This is a genomic window from Chitinibacter tainanensis DSM 15459 (assembly GCF_000429785.1).
GTDB lineage: Bacteria > Pseudomonadota > Gammaproteobacteria > Burkholderiales > Chitinibacteraceae > Chitinibacter > Chitinibacter tainanensis.
In genome coordinates, this window is sequence record NZ_AUCN01000018.1 from 20,760 (window position 1) to 42,007 (window position 21,248).

Here is a 21,248-nt window from a genome sequence, read left to right on the forward strand (position 1 = left end):
GGTTTTTTATTTTCAGCGACTTATGATTTACTTGGCTTTTGCCAGCCACCACCCAGCGCCTTATACAGTTGTACCCGGCTAATTAGCAGATCACTTTGGGCCTGCGTGTAGTTAAGCTGACTGGTAAACAGGCTACGCTGCGCATCCAGCACTTCCAGATAGCTGGAAAAACCATTGTCGTAACGCAGGGTGGCCAGTTTCAATTGCCGCTCTAGCGCGGTCACTTGTTGCTGTTCGGCTTTAAGCTTATCGAGCGCCACTTGGTCGGCCACAATCGCTGCTCGTGTTTCGCTGAAGGCATTTTGCACCGCCAACTGGTATGCGGCGGCGGCTTGCTGCTCGCGTGCTTTGGCTTGATCTACTTGCGCGGCAGTCAGGCCATTGTCAAACAGCGGCATGGCCAGATTACCGGCAAACGACCAGGCTTTGGCGCTGCCCTGGAAGAGATTGCTTAGCTCCATGCTCTCCAGTCCTAAGAGGCCAGTGAGTGAAATACGAGGATAGTAGGCCGCGCGAGCCGCTTGAATGCTGGCGCGGCTGCCTAGCAAGACACTCTCGGCTTGGGCAATATCAGGTCGGCGTAGCAGTAGATCGCTATCGAGCGCCGCCGGCAGTGCCGCTGGCGCACTAAACTGGCCCATGGCTGTGCCGCGCGCGATATTTTGCTCGATCAGCTGGCGCGGCGATGCGCCAGTCAGCACCGCCAAGGCGCCTTCGGCTTTGGCAATGGCCTTCACCAGCGCGGGGCGCGAAGCTTGCGCGGCCGCCAGCTCCACTTCGGCTTGGCGCACATCCAATTCCGAGGTCATGCCACCTTTAAAGCGTTTCTGGCGTAAATCCAGCGCTTCCTGTCGCGACTGGATGGTGGCATCGGTGATGGCCAATTGCCGATCCAGCGTGCGCAGGTTGAAATAGGTTTGCGCCACATCGGCTTGCAGCGCGAGCTGCACGGCATCGCGGTTGTATTGATTGGCGAGCAGGCTTTGCTGTGCCGCGGCCGCGGTATTGCGCACCCGGCCCCACAAATCCAGCTCCCAGCTCACGCTGCCTGCCAGCTTGTAATAGTCGTAGGTTTGGCTTGGTTTACCGGTGCCTTCTTGGGAGGTACGCTGGCGAGCAGCGCCGCCACCCAGATCCACCCGCGGCAGTTGTTCTGCCGAGGCAATGCCCAGCACGGCCCGAGCTTCGGCTAGTTTGGCTGTCGCCATGGCCAGATTTTGGTTATTGGCCACGGCTGCTGCAATTAGCTGATCAAGGGTTGGATCGGCAAAGGTCTGCCACCATTGGGCATCCACCGCAGCACTACCCGTGGTAGCAGGGACATCTGTATTGGGCAGGGTATAGTCCGGCATGTTCACACACGCCGAGAGTAGCGAGGCGATACCCAGTGCTAGTATCGTTTTACGCATGATGTTCTCCTTCAGCTGCCGCAGTGCTGGCAGCCTGTTTTTTCTTCATTTCATCGCGCTTCATAATCAAACGGAAGAACAGCGGAATAAAGAAAATCGCAATAAAGGTGGCCGCCAACATCCCGCCGATCACCGGCATACCCAATGAGGCGCGGCTAGCGCGGCCTGCACCGCTGGAAATCACCAAAGGTACACAACCCAAGATAAAGGCCAGCGAGGTCATCACGATCGGGCGGAAGCGCAGGCGGGCGGCTTCAAGTGCGGAATCGAGCAGGCTCATGCCTTCTTCGTACTTCAGCACGGCAAATTCCACGATCAAAATCGCATTTTTCGCCGCCAGCGCCACCAGCGTCACCAGACCAATCTGGAAGTAGACGTTATTGGTCATCCCTGCCAACCATACCGCCAGCAATGCCCCAAACAGTGCAAATGGCACGGCAGTAATCACCGCGAACGGCAAGCTCCAGCGCTCGTACTGCGCCGCCAGAATCAGGAACACCATCACAATCCCGAACACAAAGGCCATTAACGCGGTGGAGCCGGCTTCTTTTTCCTGGAAGGCCGAGCCGGTCCATTCCAGTTTGAAGTCATTGCTCAGTACCTCATTGGCTACTTCTTCCATGGCTTTGATGGCCTGACCCGAGCTCACGCCCGGCGCCGGCTGGATCATCAGCTTGGCCGCCTGGAAAATATTGAAGCGTTCCGCCAGCTCTGGGCCGACCGAGCTTTTCACTTTCACCAGACTGGTCAGTGGAATCATCGTGCCATTGGCCGAGCGCACATACACATTGGCAATATCTTCCGGCCGCGCCCGGTAATCGGCTTCCGATTGCAACTGCACGCGATAAGTACGACCAAACTGGTTAAAGTCATTCACATAGACCTGACCAAAAGTGGCCTGCATGGTGTCAAACACCGAGTTAATGCTCACACCCAGCGCTTTGGCTTTTTCGCGATCCAGATCGACATAGATCTGTGGCACATTGGCGCGGAAGGTGGTGGAAACATTGGCAAACTCAGGGCGTTTTTTGGCTTCATCCACAAAGCGCTGTACTTCCGCCGCAAATTGCTTGGTGTCGCCCGAGCCGCGATTTTGCAGATAACCTTCCAAGCCACCAGTGGTTGACATCCCGGTAATCGCCGGTGGGTTGAAGCTCGCCGCAAAACCATCTTGCAGCTTCATATACGCCTGACCTTGCAGGATTTTGGTCAGCGCAAACGAGCTATCCATTCGGTCTGGACGTTCGCTCCAGTCTTTCAAGGTAATAAAGGCAATCCCGCTGTTGCTCATTACTGCCCCGGACAAAATATCAAAGCCAGTAAATGACACGACGTTAGCAACGTTTTTGTTTTCCATCACTAACTGCTCGTATTGAGCAGAAACGGCCTCGGTGCGCTTGAGTGAAGCAGCATCAGGTAGCATCACCGCTGAGAGCAGGTAGCCTTGATCTTCATCGGGTACCAAGCCACCCGGCACGGCTTTCAGAAGGTAAACCAGCCCACCAATCATCAGCGCGAAAATCACAAAGGCAATGCCAACGCGTCGATTGAGGAAAGCCACGCCATTTACATAGCCATTGGTCAGGCGATCGAAGCTATGGTTAAACCAAACGAAGAATTTGGCCGGTTGATGGTGGCCACTCTTGAGCAAAATCGCGCACAGAGCTGGCGTGAGGGTCAGGGCCACCAAGCCAGAAATCGCCACCGATACGGCAATGGTGATCGCAAATTGCTTATACATCACCCCGGTCATGCCGCCCATAAAGGCCACTGGCAGGAATACCGCGCACAAGACCAAGACAATCGCGACCACGGGGCCGGCGACTTCTTCCATTGCCAGAATCGCTGCTTCCTTGGCCGAGCATTTCTTCTCGGCCATGATCCGCTCGACGTTTTCAAGCACCACGATGGCGTCATCCACTACGATACCAATCGCTAGTACCATCCCCAATAGGGTGAGCAAGTTGATTGAGAAGCCTAAGAGCAACATACCGGCAAAGGTACCAATCAGCGAAATCGGCACGGCAATACACGGAATCAGGGTGGCGCGGAAATTCTGCAGGAACAGATAAACCACAATAAACACCAGCACAATCGCTTCAAATAGCGTGTGCACCACTTTTTCGATCGAGACTTTTACGAAAACTGTAGTGTCGTATGGAATGTCATATGCAATACCTTGCGGGAAACGCGCCTTTAAGGTTTCCATTTTGGCTTTGACCGCGTCGGCGACTGCGACTGCATTGGCGCCTGGCTGCAGATAAATACCCATTGCGACAGCTTTTTTTCCATTCAGGCTAGCGATCACATCATAATCTTTGCCACCAATTTCGATCCGAGCTACGTCTTTTAGACGAGTTTTGGCGCCATCAGCACTGGCTTTAATGATGATATTGCCAAAATCCTCAGGCGTTTTTAGGCGACCTTGGGTATTGACCGTAAAGGTGAAATCGACCTGTTTACTGGTCGGCTGCGCACCGATTTTACCGGCAGCAAATTGGGCATTTTGTTCACGAATGGCCGAAATGATGTCAGAAGTCGTGATGCCCAGTTGCGCAATCCGGTCTGGCCGCAACCACACCCGCATGGCGTAATCGGTGCCCCCAAAGACCGTCAAGTCACCCACGCCAGGAATCCGCTTTAGCTCATCCACGATATTCAACAGCGCATAGTTGGATAGGTAAGTGGTGTCGTAGGTGTTATCCGGCGAGCTGAGGGTAATCACGTTCAAAATCGAGGTGGATTTCTTTTTCACCGTCACGCCTTGGCGTTTTACCTCTTCGGGCAACTGCGCCATCGCCGCAGAAACGCGGTTATTGACATTAATCGTGGCCTGATCAGGGTCGGTGCCGATTTCAAAGTACACGTTCAACGACATCTGCCCATTCGAGGCGGAGCCGGACTGCACATAAATCATTTTTTCCACGCCATTGATCTGCTGCTCCAACGGGGCAGCGACCGTCTGGGCAATCACTTCTGGGGTGGCGCCAGGGTAAAACGCGGTAACCGAAACCACGGGTGGCGTAATGCCGGGGTATTGCTCCACCGGCAAAGAGCGCATCGCGGCCAAGCCGGCGAGCACAATAATGATCGAGATGACCGAGGCAAAGATCGGCCGTTCGATAAAGAATTTCGAAAACATGGCGATCCTCGCTTAGGATTTGGCGACGGCTGAGGCGCTGCTGGCGGCGACGGGTTTCACCACTGAGCCCGGTTTGGCCTTGATCAGGCCTTCCACAATCACGGTGTCACCCACATTTAGGCCAGACTCCACCCGCACCATGCCGGCGGTGGTACTCGGCTGCACTTTCACTGGGCGCGGATTGACTTTGTTGTCTTTATCTACCGTCATCACCAGTTTGTCGGCTTGCGACTGCACAATCGCACGTTCCGGAATCAAGATCGCGTTCTGGTAGGTGCCAAAATCAAGATGCAAGCGCACAAACTGGCCTGGCAGCAATTTGCCTTGCGGATTGCTAAAGATCGCCCGAGCGCGAATGGTGCCGGTTTTGGAATCCACCCGGTTATCCGAGAAATCCAGCTTGCCGCTGTGCTCATACGCGCTACCATCCGCAAGCCGAAGCGTAGTTTTGATATTGCGCTGATCGTTCAGATTCACCTGCTTGCTTTTGGCCATCTGCTCCAGGCGTTGGCGATCTTCTTCTGAATACGAGAAGGTGACATACAGCGGATCAAGCTGCGAAATGGTGGTCAGCCGGCCGGATTCACCCGATGGCGAAATCAAGCTCCCCTCTGATTGCGCTACCGTGCTGGTCATGCCTGAAATCGGCGCCACCACTTTGGTGTATCCCAGATTTAGCTCGGCTTCGCGCACTTTGGCTTCGGCAGCTGAATTACTAGCCACCGCCGCGGCGTAGCTGGCCATTGCATCGTCGTAATCTTTGCGGCTAACCGCGTTTTCTTTAAACAGTGGAATAATCCGGTCGCGATCGGCGCGGGCTTTTTCCAGCTTGGCCACTTCAATGGCCAGATTACCTTTGGCCTGATCCAGTGCTGCTTTGTAGGGCTCGGGGTCGATTTCAAACAGCACCTGCCCGGCGGCAACATTCTGACCTTCCACATAGGTGCGCTTTTGCAAAATGCCGCTCACTCGCGAACGAACTTCCACATCCCGATAGCCCGCGGTTTCACCCAAGACTTCATAGCTCAGTGGCGCAGAGCCGCTGGTCACCTTAATCACGGTAACAGGGGCCGGTGGGATTTCCCGTTGTTGTGGCTTTTCACCGCAGGCGGTCAGTAAGCCAGCCAAGGCCAGCGAAGCCAGCAAAATGCGGCTGGATTGAGGTTTAAAAGCGTGGGTCATGGCCAGCTCCGTAGGGGGTATATAATGAAAAGTATTGCTAATTATGATTTGTATGCGCATACCTGCCTGGGTATTCTTCTTTTGCGGGCAAGTTTACTAGATGATTTTCAGTGCATCGCTAGGGCGCACAATTATGCTTGAACAATATTACGCGACCGTATGTATTTATACCTAAAGCTAAGCGTTGATTCGTGTAATTTTTGCTAGAAAAAAGGGCTACCAATCTGGTAGCCCTTTGTAAGTTGAATGCGCCTGGTATTTAGCAGGTGTGCTGACCGCCGTTGATGGCCAGATTGGCGCCGGTCATAAAACCGGAAATATCGCTCGCCAGATAGCTGATCAAGCCCGCGATTTCTTCCGGTTTACCTAGGCGTGCCACCGGAATTTGCGCCACAATTTTCTCGCGCACATCTTCGGGCACGGCCATCACCATTTCAGTAGCGATATAGCCGGGGGAAATCGTATTCACGGTTACGCCTTTGCGCGCCACTTCTTGCGCCAGCGCCATGGTAAAGCCATGCATGCCGGCTTTCGCTGCCGAGTAATTGGTCTGACCAAACTGGCCTTTCTGGCCATTGATCGAAGAAATATTCACCACTCGGCCCCAGCCGCGCTCAACCATGCCATCCACAAATTGTTTCGACACGTTAAACACTGAATCGAGGTTGGTGCCAATTACCGCATCCCAATCAGTTTTGCCGAGCTTTTTGAATGTGGCATCGCGGGTAATGCCGGCGTTATTGACCAGCACATCAACCGGGCCAATCTGGGCGTCGACGGTGGATTTGAGCGCTACGCAGGCGTCAAAATTGGTGACATCGCATTCAAACGCTGCAAAATCGTAGCCAGCCGCTTTGTTGTCGGCGAGCCAAGCATACTGTTTGCCTGGTTTGGAATAGGTGGTGATCACTTTAAAACCGTCGTCGGCCAGTTTGCGGCAGATTGCCGTCCCGATGCCGCCCATACCACCTGTAACGAGAGCTACTTTTGCCATACTTCGTATATCCTTGATGTTTGAATGAATGCCTCTGCCGCTGGTGGGCAGAATATTGTTGTTCTTGCGCAAGACCCTTGTGAGGCTGGGCAAGCGTAGCTAAGGGCTATCCCGTATGTAAATTGGAATATTGCCTTAAGTGACATAATGGATACACTTTCATGAATAGTAATCAACCGGTGGTGCTCATTTCTGGCTGTTCGAGCGGTATTGGGCTATATGCTGCGCAATTTATGCAACAGCATGGCTGGCAAGTGATTGCCACAGCGAGAAAAAATGACCATGTCTTATATTTGCAATCGCTAGGGCTTACGGCCTTACAACTGGATGTCGCCGACAGCGAATCGATTGCTTTTTGTGTGGCGGCCACCTTGGCGCTCACTGGCGGGCGTTTGGATGCGGTGTTTAACAACGCCGGCTTTGGTGTCCCTGGCGCGGTGGAAGATTTAAGCCGCGCCGCAATGCGGCATCAATTTGAAACCAATGTGTTTGGCGCGATAGAACTCACCAATGCGGTATTGCCACTCTTTCGCCGCCAAGGCCACGGCCGGATTGTGTTTAATAGCTCGGTGCTGGGCTTTGCGGCGATGCCGTATCGGGGGGCTTATAACGCCAGTAAATTTGCGCTCGAGGGCTTTGCCGATACCTTGCGGCAGGAATTGATCGGTACCCAGATTAAAGTGAGCCTGATTGAGCCCGGCCCGATTGTGAGTCGCTTTCGCGCCAATGCGTATGAAGAATTTAAGCGCTGGATCAATAGTGAGGCGAGTTTTCACGCCCCGGCTTATGCCGCCATGGCGCGGCGCCTACTCAAAAGCGGGCCACCCGCGCCATTTACGCTACCAGAGAGCGCCGTGGCCGAGGTATTGCTCGCCGCGCTAACAAGTGCAAGGCCTCGCGCCCGATACCGGGTCACCAAACCCACGCAGTGGTTCTGGTATTTGAAGCGCGTCTTGCCCAGCGCGTGGCTCGATCGTGTGTTACTGAAAGCTTCGGGTGATGAACCAGGCGTCGCCTACGGTCGCCGCAGCGAATAAAGGCGGCTAAAGTCAGTGCAGAATGCGAAATGCACAATAATGGCCCCTTGTCCAGAATTGAGCTTAGCCTTGTGGTTCGGGTAGAATAGGGGATTCAAACTTGTGCGCTCTTAACATGACCAAGTATATCTTCGTAACCGGTGGCGTTGTGTCTTCGCTCGGCAAAGGCATCGCCGCCGCGTCTCTGGCTTCGATTCTCGAATCGCGCGGCCTCAATGTCACCATGATGAAACTGGATCCGTACATCAACGTCGATCCGGGCACCATGAGCCCCATGCAGCACGGTGAAGTCTTCGTTACCGAAGATGGTGCGGAAACTGACCTCGATCTCGGTCACTATGAGCGCTTCATTACCGCCAAAATGGCGAAACGCAACAACTTCACAACCGGTCAGATTTATGACTCGGTGATCAAGAAAGAGCGTCGTGGCGATTATCTGGGCAAAACCGTACAGGTCATTCCGCACATTACCGATGAAATCCGCCTCTTTGTTGAGCGTGGCTCAAGCGGTGCGCAGGTGGCGGTGATTGAGGTGGGCGGCACGGTGGGTGACATCGAATCGCTGCCATTTCTGGAAGCCATCCGCCAGATGGGCGTGTTGCTGGGCAAGGAAAACACCTGCTTTGTGCATCTTTCCTACGTGCCGTATATCGCGGCGGCGGGTGAAATCAAAACCAAACCTACCCAGCACAGCGTGAAAGAGCTGCGCGAAATCGGTATTCAGCCGGATGTGCTGATCTGCCGCGCTGATCGCATGGTGCCGGATGAAGAGCGCCGCAAAATTGCGCTGTTCACCAATGTATCGGAAAAAGCCGTGATTTCGTGTCCGGATCTGGATTCGATTTATAAAATTCCGCGTGCGCTGTCTGAGCAAGGCATTGATGACATCATCTGTCGCCAGTTTGGCCTCGATTTGCCACCAGCCAATCTATCGGTTTGGGATGGCATCGTCGATGCGATTCAAAACCCTCAGCAGACCGTGAATATTGCCATGGTCGGCAAATACGTCGAGCTGACCGAATCGTACAAATCGCTGATCGAAGCACTGAAACACGCTGGCATTCATACCCGCTCGGAAGTCAAAATCCATTTCGTGGATTCAGAGTCGCTGGAAACCGAAGGCCCAGGCTGCCTGAAAGACATGGACGCGATCTTGGTGCCAGGCGGTTTTGGTAAACGGGGTGTTGAAGGCAAGATTGTGGCGGTACGCTTTGCACGCGAAAACAATATTCCATACATGGGGATTTGTTTGGGTATGCAGATCGCACTGATTGAATTTGCTCGCGATCTGGCCAATATGCCGGGCGCGAACTCGACCGAGTTTGATCTGGAAACCGAATATCCGGTGGTGGCGCTGATCGACGAGTGGGTGAACCACGACGGTAAAGTTGAAAAACGCGACGAAAACTCAAATATGGGTGGCACCATGCGCCTGGGTGCGCAGCAATGTCGCTTGGAAAGTGGTTCGCTCGCCGCCAAGATTTATGGCAATGAGCTGATTACCGAACGCCATCGTCATCGCTACGAAGTGAACAACTACTATCTGGATCGCCTGCAAGCGGCTGGCCTGAAAATCAGTGGTAAATCGGTAGGCGCCGAGCAACTGGTGGAAACCATTGAGCTGGCTGAACATCGCTGGTTCTTTGCTTGTCAGTTCCACCCCGAGTTCACCTCGACGCCACGTGATGGCCATCCGCTGTTCAAGTCGTACATCGAGGCGGCGATCGCCTATGCACGCGAAAATGGCCGTGAAGGTCTGAGCTGCTAAGCAATACTGCAGGATCTTTGATCCTGATCTACAGGGTATAGCCTGCAAAGCTATACCCTGTCTATTTCCCAAGGCAATACAAAGAAGGGGTATCTCATGAAGCTGTGTGGCTTTGAAGTTGGATTGGATCAGCCATTTTTCCTGATTGCCGGTCCATGTGTCATCGAAAGCGAGCAACTGGCCATTGATACCGCTGGCCAACTGAAAGAGTTGACCAGCGCGCTGAATATCCCGTTCATCTACAAATCTAGCTTTGATAAAGCCAATCGCTCATCAGGCAAATCATTCCGCGGCTTGGGGATTGATGAAGGTCTGCGCATTCTGAGCGAAGTAAAAAAACAAATCGGTGTACCGGTGCTGACCGATGTGCATACCGAGGCGGAAGCGCCCATCGTGGCGCAAGTGGTTGATGTGCTGCAAACCCCGGCCTTTCTGGCCCGCCAAACTGATTTTATCCACGCGGTCTGCGCCACTGGCAAACCGGTGAATATCAAAAAAGGTCAATTCATGGCCCCGTGGGACATGAAACACGTGATTGCCAAAGGCAAAGAAGCCAATGGCGGCCTGGATAATCTGATGGTCTGCGATCGCGGTACCTCATTTGGTTACAACACACTGATTAGCGATATGCGCGGCCTGATGGTGATGCGCGAAACCGGCTGCCCGGTGGTCTTTGATGCCACGCATTCGGTACAGCAGCCAGGCGGGCAGGGTGATCGCTCCGGTGGTCAACGCGAAATGGTGCCGGTCTTGGCGCGCGCAGCGGTTGCCTCGGGTATTGCGGGCCTCTTTATGGAAACCCATCCTAATCCGTGCGAAGCGCTATCAGATGGCCCTAATGCCTTCCCATTGCCACGGATGCAGGAATTGCTGATTACGCTCAAGGAAATTGATCGTGCGGTTAAGGCACACTCTTTCATTGAGCATACCTTGTAATTTCTTTGCGATATGCGGTGGGATTAATTCACCGCAGCTGTCATATTTATTGTATATATTCGTACCTATCTTCAAACCAACTGAGGTATAACGCCCATGAGCGCGATTGTTGAAGTGATCGCCCGCGAGATTTTGGACTCGCGTGGTAACCCGACTGTAGAAGCCGATGTATTGCTGGAATCAGGTGTTATGGGCCGCGCTGCGGTACCATCTGGTGCCTCTACCGGCGAGCGCGAAGCGCTGGAACTGCGTGATGGCGATAAATCACGCTATCTGGGTAAAGGTGTTCTGAAAGCGGTTGAAAACATCAACACCGAAATCTGTGAAGCCATTATCGGTCTGGACGCTGCAGATCAAGCCTTCATCGATCAAACCATGTTGGATCTGGACGGCACTGAAGACAAGAGCCGCATGGGCGCTAACGCGATCCTGGCCGTATCTATGGCTGTTGCCAAAGCGGCCGCTGAAGAAGCCGGTCTGCCACTGTACCGCTACGTAGGTGGTTCAGGCCCAATGTCTCTGCCAGTACCAATGATGAACGTGATCAACGGTGGTGAGCACGCGTCTAACAGCCTGGATTTCCAAGAATTGATGATTGTGCCAGTTGGCGCGCCAACTTTCCGTGAAGCACTGCGTTACGGCGCCGAAGTGTTCCACAACCTGAAAAAAATCCTGCACGACAAACATCTGCCAACTCAAGTGGGCGATGAAGGTGGTTTCGCACCTGACGTGGCCGGCCCAGAAGATGCGCTGGATCTCTTGATGGCTGCGATTGAGAAAGCAGGCTACAAAGCCGGTACCGATTTCCGTATCGCACTGGATTGCGCGGCTTCTGAATACTTCGACAAAGAAACCGGCAACTACGTATTCAAGAAATCAGGCGGCCGTACTTTCACGTCGCTGGAAATGGTTGATTACCTGGAGAGCCTGGTTAACAAATACCCAATCATCTCGATTGAAGATGGTATGGGCGAGCGCGACTGGGATGGTTGGAAACTGCTGACTGACCGTCTGGGCAAGCGTGTACAGCTGGTGGGTGACGATCTGTTTGTGACCAACACCAAAATTCTGGCCGAAGGGATCAAAAAAGGCATTTGTAACTCGATCCTGATCAAAGTAAACCAAATCGGTTCACTGTCAGAAACGCTGGCTGCGGTTGATTTGGCTAAACGCCATGGTTACACCTCAGTAATGAGCCACCGCTCAGGCGAAACCGAAGATTCAACCATCGCCGATCTGGCGGTGGCCACTAACTGCATGCAGATCAAAACAGGTTCTCTGAGCCGTTCTGATCGTATCGCTAAATATAACCAGATCCTGCGTATCGAAGAGGAACTGGGCGATGCAGCGGTTTACCCAGGTGTGAACGCGTTCTATCAGCTGAAAGGCTAAGACGCGTTGTGTTATGGCTGCAGCGCTGATGTCAGCTCGACCTTGGCCGCGCAGCCATAGTAAGATCAAAACCGGAGTATGTACTCCGGTTTTTTCTATGAATGGTCTGTTTCGGTTTCCTGAATGCGTATTCTTGCTTTAGTTTTGGCTGTGCTAATTATTGCTTTGCAATGGCCGCTCTGGATTGGCAAAGGCAGCTGGATGCGCGTATGGCAACTGGATGAACAGCTGGTGCAACGCCAAGCTGAAAATGCCAAGCTCAAAGAGCGCAATGAAGCGCTAGATGCCGAGGTGAGCGACTTAAAAACTGGCTCGGAAGCTATCGAAGAGCGGGCCCGCAATGAGCTAGGCATGATTCGCCAAGATGAAGTGTTCTTCCAGGTGCTGGATCATAGCAAGCCGGCGATCATTAGTAGCAGTCCAACTAAAACTACATCACAAAAGTAAACTGTACCGGTACATTTTCCTGGGTACTGCACCCCAAGCCAATCTGTTATGCATTTGCGATATCGGCTATAGTACTCCTTACCCAAGGAGAGCCCGATGAGCGAACAAATCACCCCACCTCGCAAAACCCTGTATCTGCAATTGGCCGATGAAATGGCTGAGGCAATTAGTACGGGTGTGCTGCGCGTCGGGGAGAAAATGCCATCGATTCGCAAGCTCTCTGGGCAGCGCCAGCTGAGCTTATCCACGGTAATGGAAGCCTATCGGGAGCTGGAAGATCGTGGCTTGATTGAGGCGCGACCACAGTCGGGTTTTTATGTGCGCCAGCGGCTTAGTTTTGCCACACCCGAGCTCACTACGCCTCCTAAAAATCCATCGCATGTATTTATCGACCCTCTGCTTACCCCATCCGCAGTGAATCGCACCAATAAAGAAATTCGCGTCGATTTTGGCATGGCGATACTCTCGCCCAAATTATTCCCGAATGCGCAAATCCAGCGCATGCTCTCGCAAATCACCCGCCAATTCCCTGATTTGGTGGCTGACTACGGCGAACCACAGGGCGATCTGGAATTGCGCCGGCAGATTTCTCGCCGCTCACTGATCTGGGGTGGCAAAGTTGAAGCGGATGAAATCATTATCACGCAGGGCGGGATTGAGGCGCTGAATTTGTGCCTGCGCGCTGTAACCCAGCCGGGTGATGTGGTGGCGATTGAATCACCAGCCTATTTTGGCTTATTGCAGATTTTGGAGAGTTTTAAGCTCAAAGCCTTGGAAATCCCGACCCATGCTAAAACCGGTATTTCGATTGAAGCGCTGGAACTAGCCACGCGCAATGGCGAAGTCAAAGCTTGTGTGTTGCTGCCTAACTTTGCCAACCCATTAGGCAGCCTAATGCCCGATGAAAACAAGCAAAAATTGGTGCAGCTACTTGAAGAGCGCAATATCCCGCTAATTGAAGATGATATCTACGGCGAGTTTTGCTATCAGGGTGATCGGCCGATTCCGGCCAAAGCGTTTGATAAAACCGGCAATGTCATGCTGATGTCCTCGTTTACCAAAATAGTGGCTCCGGGTTTTCGGATCGGCTGGGTGGTAGCCGGCAAATGGCAAAAGCAGATCGAGCAGCTGAAATTTATTAATACCTACTCCACGCCATCGCTGTTACAGAGGGCCATGGCGCGGTTTCTGGAAACCGGTGGGTATGATCATCACTTGCGCCGTTTGCGCAAAAGCTGCGCCGAGCAAGTCAATCACGCAGTGAATGCAATTCAACGCTATTTCCCGGCAGACACCCGACTCAATGTACCACAGGGGGGGTATATCCTCTGGGTTGAGCTTAATAGCCGCATAGACACCATTACCCTGCTGCAAGACGCACTTGCCGAAGGGATTAGCTTCACGCCTGGCTCGCTATTTTCACCTAGCAATAGCTACCGCAACTGTTTGCGCATCTGCTGTGTTGAGGAATGGACCACACGGCACGAAAAAGCCATCGCCCGCTTGGGCGAATTAGCCCGCAAACAGCTGGGCGCACCGGAAAGCGTGCCGCTAGCAGCACACTAAGCCCAACACGCGCCGCGAGTGTGTCTAGGGCTTGGACAGCTCAAGTCGAGCCCAAGCCGAACCTGCCACCGCTATTCGCTGGCCACGCTGCGCATTACCGTCGAGCAGCTATATGGGCCAGCGGCTTGGGCTTCGACACAGGCCGCGGAATAAGACATCTGGCAGGGGGGATTGTCGCCTTTTTCATCCACCCACAGCACTTGCAGCCGCTCGCCGCAGCGCTGTTCGATCAGGGTGTTGATGTGCAATAGGTCTTCGACCAGCTCGCCAGCTTGCACGCTAGCGGCGCCAACGCACAAAGCGCCGGCCAGTAGGATAGAGCGCAGCATAGTGCCTCCTCGGCTAGCGAGGAGGATGCACCGTGCATCAAACGCCAACCTGTAATTGCACTATTGCTGCTCAGTCGGCGCTGGCAAGCGCTATTGCCTGAAAGGTTGAAACTTACAGACTAGCGGCAGAGCAACCTTATTGATAGCAGGGTTAAGCGTGACGGGGCTGGCTACCTCCATGCAGCCATTGCTGTGCCCACTGCAGTAGTGGCTGCCAGCGCGAGGTGCTGGGTTGGCTTGCGCTAATGCGCAATTGGCTATCGCTCAAGGCCTCGACCAGCACAGCTTGCCAGCCTTGTACTTGCCAAGCTTCGCCGGCCTGCAGCACGACATCGTGGCCATCGTCGGTGAGCCAGATGGTGCCATGGTCACAGTGGATCCAGGCAAACTGTTGCTGATTCAGGCTGAGTAATTGTGAGCGGGTAAGGGTGGTCTGAGCCATGATCGTACTCCTGCGAGGTTTTAGCTAGAATACGCCGCCACCAGACTACGCTACAGGGGCACAACTGTACTGTATTTAGGTGTACAGGCAGGCTGAATTGAGTAACTGTTATGCTGTTTTCGGGTCCACACTGTCTGCCGCTGACAGCTTTAGCCGGCTTTGCGCAATTGCCGCAACTTAAATCGCGCTGGATCAATCGCGTTCAATAAGCTTTTTTCGATGGGCTGTGGCTCAGCATTGAGCTGGCAAGCCAAGACTTCCGCCGCCAGTGCATGCCAAGTAATGCCGCGCGAGCCAAAACCAACGCAGCAATACAGCCCAGATTGACGGGGCATTTGAAACAGTTGATGTACTGGTTCGTGGATTTCTCCTGCTACGTGCAGCTGCCCGACCAAGGGCAGGCGATCAAGCGAGTTGGGGCGCGCGCAGGTGCGTGTGCTGGCCTCGGGGCTGTTAATTTCATGCCCTAGCAAATCGGCCGCGCCCGCCAGATTGCTGGCCGTGAGCTCGGCAAGGCTGGCCCCACCTACCTCGGCCGCGCCGGTGCAGCGCCAGCCTGCTAGCGCAGGGGTAAGGTAGCGGGCCGCGGAGAGGCTGGGTACATGCTCAGATACGGCAGCGGCGGGGATTTTCGTAACCGAACGCCAACTTTCACTCAGCGGTAACTCGCCTGCGGCCCACAGATGTTGAACTGAGTGTGCATTGGCGAGGATAAGTACTTCGGTGCGGGCAAGTAGCGCATTGTCCGCGCCAAAAATGTGCCATGTTTGCTCTTGTTGCTCGATACAGCTAACAGGTGTATTGACCTGTATGCTAATTAGATCAATATCCGTAGCGATATACCCCTGACACAAACTATAAGGGTTCACCCACAGCGACTTTTCCAGCCACCACGCACCATAGCTAACTGGATAGCCTAACTGTGCGGTACAGGTGGCGGCATCCAGATATTGCAACACGTCAGGTGGAAATTGCAGGGTTGCGACGGTGCTCGCTAGCAGGGCGTCTTGTTCGGCGTCTTTGGCCAATTGCAGATGGGGGCCGCAGCCCGCAAGTACAGTTGAGCCCAGCTGCCCAATCCGCTGCCGGCTCAGCGCCAAGCCGGCCCGGCTCAGGCGAGCGAGGGCATTATCATCCTTGCTAAAGGTCGCGTGGCACAGGCCCACATGATTGCCCGAGGCGCGTTGGGCTACATCCGCTTCGGCCTCAAAGATTTCAACCTGCCAGCCACGCTGCGCCAATGCCGCAGCCGTCGCGCAACCAGCCATACCGGCGCCAATAATCACTGCACGTTTTGGGTGTGGTCGCACGGCATGAGGACGAAACACGCGAGGTGGCTTGGGGATGCGCGCACAGCGCCCCACCAGCATTTGTCGTTTACTGGCAAAGCCCGCGACTTTTTCAACAGCAAAGCCCGCTTCGGTCAGCCCACGACGAACTGCACCGGCCACCGTATATGTGGCGAGCGTGGTTTCGGCGTGGGCCAGTCGCCACAGCACTTTGAACACGGGCAGGCACCACATCTCGGGGTTTTTGCTCGGAGCAAAGCCATCGAGGTAGATCGCATCCACCTTGGCCTGCAGCTCGTGCAGCATGCTTTGCACCTCACCCAACAGCAAGGTGAGAATGACCCGTCCACCCGCCAGCTCCAGCCGATGAAAGCCCGGAGTGAGCGCTGGCCAGATAGCCAACAGCTCGCTGGTGAAGGTGCTCAGCTCAGGGTAGCGCTGATACAGCTGGCTTAAATCGGCGCGACTAAACGGATGTTGCTCTACCGAGATAAAATGCAAGCGCGCCGAGCGGTGCGGATCATTGGACCAGGCCTGCCAGGTGGCTAAAAAACTTAAACCCTGCCCAAAACCAGTTTCAAGAATGGTGAAGCATTCGCGCTGCTGCCAGCGAGCCGGTAAGCCGTTGCCCGCCATAAACACGGCTTGCGCCTGCGCCAAGGCGCCATGGGCGGAATGGTAAACATCGGCATAGCGGCTGGAATACAACGTACCATCAGCGGCGAAATCAAGCGTAGCGGCTTGCAGCGGGGTATAGGCCATGGCAAAACAGCAGGTTTAGGCGGACGCAACGGGTGGATGCAGTGGTTCCCCGCGCAAAAAGGCTCGTCGTGCGGCAATGCCAAGGCTAATTGCCAGCACGCACAGCACCACAAAACTACGATTGCCCCACTGGGCATGGCCCCATTTTAACAGCTCGATGCCACCAGCAAACACCGCCATATTCAGCATGCCGAGCGCCGCAGCCACTACGCCTTTGGCTTGTTCGCTACTAAATAAGGTCAGGCGATACAGTGCCGCATTGATCATGCCCATGCCAAACGCCGCAACGGCCAGCGACCAGGCCAGCCAGCGCCAAGCGGTGGGCTCGGCCAGCAGATACAAGCCCGCCAGCGCCCCAGCCAGCAAAGGGATAGAGCCGATGGTAATCAGCCGCTGTATCGGCAATTGGCTAATCAATTTGGCCAAAGCGATATTGCCGAGGATCAGCCCACCAAATACAGGGAATTGCCACCAGCCGTATTCCAGCGTGCTAAGCCCGGCATCCTGCATCAAAATCACCGGCGCCAGCGCAATCCAGCCCAGCAAGGGCACCGCATTCAGGCTAAGCGCCACGGCGCCCAGTACAAAGCGGCGATTGGTGTAGATTTGGCGATAATCTTGCCAGAGTTGGCGTGGATGCAATGGCTCGGCGAGTTTGGGCGAGGTTTCCGGCATTTTGTACCACAGGCCCAGGCAAGAAATCGCCGACACCACGGCCACTACGCCAAAAATCCAGCGCCAATCACCCAGCTGTAACACTGCAGCACCGGCTACCGGGCCAACTAGAGGCGCAATTAGTGCCACATTGGCCATCAGCGCCATCACCCGCACGGCCATGGTTTCAGTGAAGCTTTCCTGGATGGTCGCATAGCCCACGGCGCCGATAAAACACAGGCCAATCCCCTGCAGAAAGCGGAAAGTGAGAAACAGCCAGAAACTATGTACCCAGATAATGCCAATACAACTCAGGGTGAAAAACACGGCACCGGCCAACATCACCGGCCGCCGGCCAAGCCGATCAGATAAAGGCCCGAGCAGCCATTGCAGGCTAGCGCCACCCAGCAGGCACAAAGTCATCGCCGTCGGAATCCAGGCCGGGTCGGCGGCAAACTCGCGCACCACGGCCGGCATGCCGGGCAAGATCATGTCATTGGAAATGTAGGTGGCAAACTCAAAGAGCACCAGCGCCAGCGGGAACAATAAAGTCGCCCAGCTCAGCTGGCTAATTGGGGCAGGGCGTGCAACAGACATGCAGTATTCGCTCGCAAAACCTGTATTGTCGCAGGCTGGCGGGCAGAAAGATTGGTAAAAATACACTGGCATGCGCATTTGCGCAGGCTAGAGCCAAGATTTATCCCCGTGCCAGCCTCACTGCGGCATAATGAAAGCATTCTTCCATGGGGGTCGTACAATGACAAAAACCGAATTGATTGCCATCATCCATAACCTAGCCAGCATCGAGCACCCGGATCTCAACAAAAAGACCGTCGCGGCTTTGCTCGATACCCTGTCGGAAGTGATTACCGCCACGGTAAGCGGCGGCGGCGAAGTAACCCTACCGAATGTCGGTAAAATTGCGTTGAAATCGCGCGATGCCCGCGTGGGCCGTAACCCACGAACCGGTGAAGCAGTGCAAATCCCAGCCAAGAAAGTGCTGAAGTTTACTGCGGCCAAAGCGCTGAAAGATGCGGTAGCAGGCGAGCAGAAATAAGCAGCACACTGCACGCATTGCGCAGCCAATAAAAAACCGGCTTTAAGCCGGTTTTTTATTGGTGATACCTACTGCTGGTATAGGGCTCTAGCGCAGATAAAACATAGCCTACAGCCCGATACAGCCGCCCAATCAGTCTTCGCGACGCATTTGTGGGAACAAAATCACGTCACGAATACTTGGCGCGTCGGTCAGCAGCATCACCAAGCGATCGATACCGATACCGCAGCCGCCAGTTGGTGCCAGACCGTATTCCAGTGCGCGGATATAGTCAGCATCGAAGTGCATAGCTTCATCGTCGCCGGCTTCTTTCAGATCCACCTGCGCTTGGAAACGCGCGGCTTGATCTTCCGGATCATTCAACTCGGAATAGCCATTGGCGTGCTCACGGCCCACGATAAACAACTCGAAGCGCTCGGTAATGCCCGCTTGCGTATCAGATGCGCGCGCCAGCGGTGATACCTCCGCCGGGTAATCGATGATGAAAGTCGGTTCCCACAATTTCGCCTCGGTGTTTTCTTCAAACAGGCTCAGCTGCAGGCCGCCGATACCATCGGTCAGCACGGGTTTACCACCCAGACGCGCGATTTCGGCTTTCAGGAAGGCGCGGTCGTGCAGTTGCTCGTCGGTATATTCCGGGTTGTAGTGCTTGATGGCATCCACAATGGTGAAGCGGGCAAAGGGCTTGGACAGATCCACCGTTTTGCCTTGATATTCAACGACTGCATGGCCGGTGGCTTCGATCGCGCAGGCACGGATAATGCCTTCGGTCATTTCCATCATGCGCTGGTAATCGGCATAGGCCTCGTAGAATTCCACCATGGTGAATTCTGGATTGTGGCGAGTACTCATGCCTTCGTTTCGGAAGTTGCGGTTGACTTCAAACACCCGCTCCAGACCGCCCACGACCAGGCGTTTCAGATACAGCTCAGGGGCAATCCGCAGGTACAGTGGCATATCCAGCGCATTGTGGTGCGTCTGGAATGGCTTGGCCGAAGCACCGCCCGGGATCGGGTGCATCATCGGAGTTTCCACTTCCAGATAACCTTCGCCAGTCATAAATTCGCGCAGGCGTTGCACGATTTTGCTGCGTTTAATGAAGGTGTTACGGCTGTTTTCGTTGGTGATCAGATCCACATAGCGCTGGCGGTATTTGGTTTCCTGATCGGTCAGGCCGTGGAATTTCTCTGGCAGTGGGCGCAGCGATTTGGTCAGCAGACGCAGCTCGGTCACATGGACGGACAATTCACCGGTTTTGGTTTTCATCAGCGTGCCGCGCGCAGCGACGATATCGCCCAAATCCCAGGTTTTAAAGTCGCTGTATACGTCTTCACCCACGGCTTGGCCGCTGATGTAGAACTGAATGCGGCCAGAGCCATCTTGAATCGTGATAAAGCTGGCTTTCCCCATGACCCGCTTGAGCATAATCCGGCCAGCCACACTAACGGCAATGGCTTGCGCTTCCAGTGGCTCTTTCTCGAAGTGACCATATTCAGCGGCCAGATCGGCAGCCAGGTGTTCACGTTTGAAGTCGTTCGGGAAAGCAACGCCTTTGCTGCGGATCGCGGCCAGTTTGGCGCGACGCTCGGCAATGATCTGATTTTCGTCTTGCGGGAGGATTTGTTCTTCTGACATGGGTATGTGCCTGCAGTTTAGATCTGGGTTTTGTTTAGGGCAGATACCCCTGAGGGTATCTGCATAATCACTTATACGCCCTGTTTCAGGCTGGCCTCGATAAAGCCTTCAAGGTCGCCATCCATGACCGCCTTGATATTGCCAACCTCGTAGTTGGTGCGCAAATCTTTGATCCGGCTCTGGTCGAAGACATACGAGCGAATCTGATGCCCCCAGCCGATGTCGGATTTGCTGGCTTCCAGCGATTGCTGGGCTTCCATCCGTTTGCGCAATTCCAGCTCGTACAATTTCGCGCGCAGCATTTTCCAGGCTTCGTCGCGGTTTTTGTGCTGCGAGCGGTCGTTCTGACATTGCACCACGGTATTGGTCGGGATGTGGGTTAGACGCACGGCAGAATCGGTTTTATTAATGTGCTGACCACCCGCACCCGAGGCGCGATAGGTGTCGGTACGTACATCCGCCGGGTTGATTTCAATCTCGAAGCTGTCATCCACCTCAGGGTAAACGAAGACCGAGGCAAACGAAGTATGGCGGCGGTTGTTCGAATCATAAGGAGAGCAGCGCACCAGTCGGTGCACGCCGGTTTCAGTGCGCAAGAAACCATAGGCATAGTCGCCGGTCAGCTTGATGGTGGCCTGGCTGATACCTACGATATCGCCATCGGATTGCTCCATCACTTCGACGCTAAAGCCTTTGCGCTCGCCGTAACGCACGTACATGCGCAGCAGCATGCCGGCCCAATCTTGCGCCTCAGTACCACCCGCGCCCGATTGAATATCGATAAAGCATGGGCTTGGATCCATCGGATTATTAAACATCCGGCGAAATTCCAGCTTGGCCACTTCGGCTTCCAGCGTGGTGTAATCGTCGTTAATGGCGCCGATGGTGTCGAAATCGTCTTCCAGCTTGGCCATCTCGAAGAGTTCCAGCGCGTCAGTCACCGCGCCACTGACTCGGTCTAGCACATGCACCACGTCTTCCAGTGATTTGCGTTCGCGGCCGATTTCTTGGGCTTTTTTCGGGTCGTTCCAGATTTCCGGATCTTCCGATAGGCGCACGACTTCTTCCAGGCGATCGACTTTGCCGGGGTAATCGAGGTAACGTTTCAGTTCATCAGCGCGCTGGCCGAGTTCTTTAAGCTGGTTTTCAATCTGGTTGAGCTGTTCGCTTTCCATGCGATGTTCCGCGTCCATGCTGATGCAAAACA

General features: G+C 54.4%; 17 protein-coding genes. 7 read left to right on the top strand and 10 right to left on the bottom strand.

Translation table 11 applies throughout. From position 1 onward, the window contains the following. Positions 1–20: 20 nt before the first annotated feature. The 4 genes from G482_RS0106275 to G482_RS0106290 form a co-directional block, all read right to left on the bottom strand. Positions 21–1,409 carry an efflux transporter outer membrane subunit gene (locus G482_RS0106275; protein ID WP_028449321.1) on the bottom strand — a complete coding sequence of 463 codons (1,389 nt, stop codon included), beginning with the start codon at positions 1,407–1,409 and terminating at the stop codon, positions 21–23. Beyond that, positions 1,402–4,551: an efflux RND transporter permease subunit gene (locus tag G482_RS0106280; protein ID WP_028449322.1), complete on the bottom strand. Its 3,150-nt coding sequence runs from the start codon at positions 4,549–4,551 to the stop codon at positions 1,402–1,404. Before G482_RS0106280 ends, G482_RS0106275 begins: the two co-directional genes overlap by 8 nt. Positions 4,552–4,563: 12 nt before the next feature. Continuing rightward, positions 4,564–5,733 (bottom strand): efflux RND transporter periplasmic adaptor subunit, encoded by a 1,170-nt coding sequence (locus G482_RS0106285; RefSeq protein WP_051258789.1) that lies wholly within the window; start codon positions 5,731–5,733, stop codon positions 4,564–4,566. A 259-nt stretch (positions 5,734–5,992) separates the two neighbouring features. Further along, the gene (locus G482_RS0106290) at positions 5,993–6,727 is read right to left on the bottom strand and encodes a beta-ketoacyl-ACP reductase (RefSeq protein WP_028449324.1); all 735 of its coding nucleotides are present in this window, start codon (positions 6,725–6,727) and stop codon (positions 5,993–5,995) included. 161 nt (positions 6,728–6,888) lie between these two features. Here G482_RS0106290 and G482_RS17575 point away from each other — a divergent pair, with 161 nt between their 5' ends. The 6 genes from G482_RS17575 to G482_RS17580 all read left to right on the top strand — a co-directional run bounded on the left by G482_RS17575 (position 6,889) and on the right by G482_RS17580 (position 13,873). Continuing rightward, complete coding sequence (locus tag G482_RS17575) at positions 6,889–7,764, top strand: SDR family NAD(P)-dependent oxidoreductase (protein WP_051258790.1); 876 nt, start codon at positions 6,889–6,891, stop codon at positions 7,762–7,764. A gap of 115 nt (positions 7,765–7,879) precedes the next feature. Next, on the top strand, positions 7,880–9,532 hold the full coding sequence (pyrG, locus tag G482_RS0106300; RefSeq protein ID WP_028449325.1) for a CTP synthase: 1,653 nt from the start codon (positions 7,880–7,882) through the stop codon (positions 9,530–9,532). 96 nt (positions 9,533–9,628) lie between these two features. Next, positions 9,629–10,468, top strand: a complete 840-nt coding sequence (kdsA, locus tag G482_RS0106305) for a 3-deoxy-8-phosphooctulonate synthase (RefSeq protein WP_028449326.1) — start codon at positions 9,629–9,631, stop codon at positions 10,466–10,468. Positions 10,469–10,564: 96 nt separating this feature from the next. After that, positions 10,565–11,860 carry a phosphopyruvate hydratase gene (gene eno, locus G482_RS0106310; RefSeq protein ID WP_028449327.1) on the top strand — a complete coding sequence of 432 codons (1,296 nt, stop codon included), beginning with the start codon at positions 10,565–10,567 and terminating at the stop codon, positions 11,858–11,860. A gap of 123 nt (positions 11,861–11,983) precedes the next feature. Then, positions 11,984–12,307, top strand: a complete 324-nt coding sequence (gene ftsB, locus G482_RS0106315) for a cell division protein FtsB (protein ID WP_028449328.1) — start codon at positions 11,984–11,986, stop codon at positions 12,305–12,307. Between the two features lie 96 nt (positions 12,308–12,403). After that, complete coding sequence (locus G482_RS17580; RefSeq protein WP_051258791.1) at positions 12,404–13,873, top strand: aminotransferase-like domain-containing protein; 1,470 nt, start codon at positions 12,404–12,406, stop codon at positions 13,871–13,873. 71 nt (positions 13,874–13,944) lie between these two features. Here the strand turns inward: G482_RS17580 and G482_RS0106325 are convergent, their stop codons facing one another. From G482_RS0106325 to G482_RS0106340, 4 genes are all read right to left on the bottom strand, one after another. Next, positions 13,945–14,202: a hypothetical protein gene (locus G482_RS0106325; RefSeq protein ID WP_028449329.1), complete on the bottom strand. Its 258-nt coding sequence runs from the start codon at positions 14,200–14,202 to the stop codon at positions 13,945–13,947. Between the two features lie 151 nt (positions 14,203–14,353). Continuing rightward, a complete protein-coding gene (locus G482_RS0106330) occupies positions 14,354–14,644 on the bottom strand; it encodes a DUF2917 domain-containing protein (RefSeq protein ID WP_028449330.1) in 291 nt (96 codons plus the stop codon). 149 nt (positions 14,645–14,793) lie between these two features. Further along, a complete protein-coding gene (gene mnmC, locus G482_RS0106335) occupies positions 14,794–16,695 on the bottom strand; it encodes a bifunctional tRNA (5-methylaminomethyl-2-thiouridine)(34)-methyltransferase MnmC2/FAD-dependent 5-carboxymethylaminomethyl-2-thiouridine(34) oxidoreductase MnmC1 (protein ID WP_028449331.1) in 1,902 nt (633 codons plus the stop codon). A gap of 15 nt (positions 16,696–16,710) precedes the next feature. Further along, positions 16,711–17,946 (bottom strand): MFS transporter, encoded by a 1,236-nt coding sequence (locus G482_RS0106340; RefSeq protein WP_028449332.1) that lies wholly within the window; start codon positions 17,944–17,946, stop codon positions 16,711–16,713. Positions 17,947–18,106: 160 nt separating this feature from the next. Here G482_RS0106340 and G482_RS0106345 point away from each other — a divergent pair, with 160 nt between their 5' ends. After that, positions 18,107–18,406, top strand: a complete 300-nt coding sequence (locus tag G482_RS0106345; RefSeq protein WP_028449333.1) for an HU family DNA-binding protein — start codon at positions 18,107–18,109, stop codon at positions 18,404–18,406. Positions 18,407–18,538: 132 nt separating this feature from the next. On the opposite strand, the gene lysS is transcribed toward G482_RS0106345, so the two are convergent. Continuing rightward, positions 18,539–20,041 carry a lysine--tRNA ligase gene (lysS, locus tag G482_RS0106350; protein ID WP_028449334.1) on the bottom strand — a complete coding sequence of 501 codons (1,503 nt, stop codon included), beginning with the start codon at positions 20,039–20,041 and terminating at the stop codon, positions 18,539–18,541. Between the two features lie 71 nt (positions 20,042–20,112). Further along, on the bottom strand, positions 20,113–21,216 hold the full coding sequence (prfB, locus tag G482_RS0106355; protein ID WP_028449335.1) for a peptide chain release factor 2: 1,104 nt from the start codon (positions 21,214–21,216) through the stop codon (positions 20,113–20,115). Positions 21,217–21,248 lie beyond the last annotated feature (32 nt).

Excerpts from the sequence above, each read along its gene's own strand:
- G482_RS0106275 (WP_028449321.1), bottom strand. The coding sequence starts at position 1,409 with ATGCGTAAAACGATACTAGCACTGGGTATCGCCTCGCTACTCTCGGCG.
- G482_RS0106280 (WP_028449322.1), bottom strand. The coding sequence starts at position 4,551 with ATGTTTTCGAAATTCTTTATCGAACGGCCGATCTTTGCCTCGGTCATC.
- G482_RS0106285 (WP_051258789.1), bottom strand. The coding sequence starts at position 5,733 with ATGACCCACGCTTTTAAACCTCAATCCAGCCGCATTTTGCTGGCTTCG.
- G482_RS0106290 (WP_028449324.1), bottom strand. The coding sequence starts at position 6,727 with ATGGCAAAAGTAGCTCTCGTTACAGGTGGTATGGGCGGCATCGGGACG.
- G482_RS17575 (WP_051258790.1), top strand. The coding sequence starts at position 6,889 with ATGAATAGTAATCAACCGGTGGTGCTCATTTCTGGCTGTTCGAGCGGT.
- pyrG (WP_028449325.1), top strand. The coding sequence starts at position 7,880 with ATGACCAAGTATATCTTCGTAACCGGTGGCGTTGTGTCTTCGCTCGGC.
- kdsA (WP_028449326.1), top strand. The coding sequence starts at position 9,629 with ATGAAGCTGTGTGGCTTTGAAGTTGGATTGGATCAGCCATTTTTCCTG.
- eno (WP_028449327.1), top strand. The coding sequence starts at position 10,565 with ATGAGCGCGATTGTTGAAGTGATCGCCCGCGAGATTTTGGACTCGCGT.
- ftsB (WP_028449328.1), top strand. The coding sequence starts at position 11,984 with ATGCGTATTCTTGCTTTAGTTTTGGCTGTGCTAATTATTGCTTTGCAA.
- G482_RS17580 (WP_051258791.1), top strand. The coding sequence starts at position 12,404 with ATGAGCGAACAAATCACCCCACCTCGCAAAACCCTGTATCTGCAATTG.
- G482_RS0106325 (WP_028449329.1), bottom strand. The coding sequence starts at position 14,202 with ATGCTGCGCTCTATCCTACTGGCCGGCGCTTTGTGCGTTGGCGCCGCT.
- G482_RS0106330 (WP_028449330.1), bottom strand. The coding sequence starts at position 14,644 with ATGGCTCAGACCACCCTTACCCGCTCACAATTACTCAGCCTGAATCAG.
- mnmC (WP_028449331.1), bottom strand. The coding sequence starts at position 16,695 with ATGGCCTATACCCCGCTGCAAGCCGCTACGCTTGATTTCGCCGCTGAT.
- G482_RS0106340 (WP_028449332.1), bottom strand. The coding sequence starts at position 17,946 with ATGTCTGTTGCACGCCCTGCCCCAATTAGCCAGCTGAGCTGGGCGACT.
- G482_RS0106345 (WP_028449333.1), top strand. The coding sequence starts at position 18,107 with ATGACAAAAACCGAATTGATTGCCATCATCCATAACCTAGCCAGCATC.
- lysS (WP_028449334.1), bottom strand. The coding sequence starts at position 20,041 with ATGTCAGAAGAACAAATCCTCCCGCAAGACGAAAATCAGATCATTGCC.
- prfB (WP_028449335.1), bottom strand. The coding sequence starts at position 21,216 with ATGGAAAGCGAACAGCTCAACCAGATTGAAAACCAGCTTAAAGAACTC.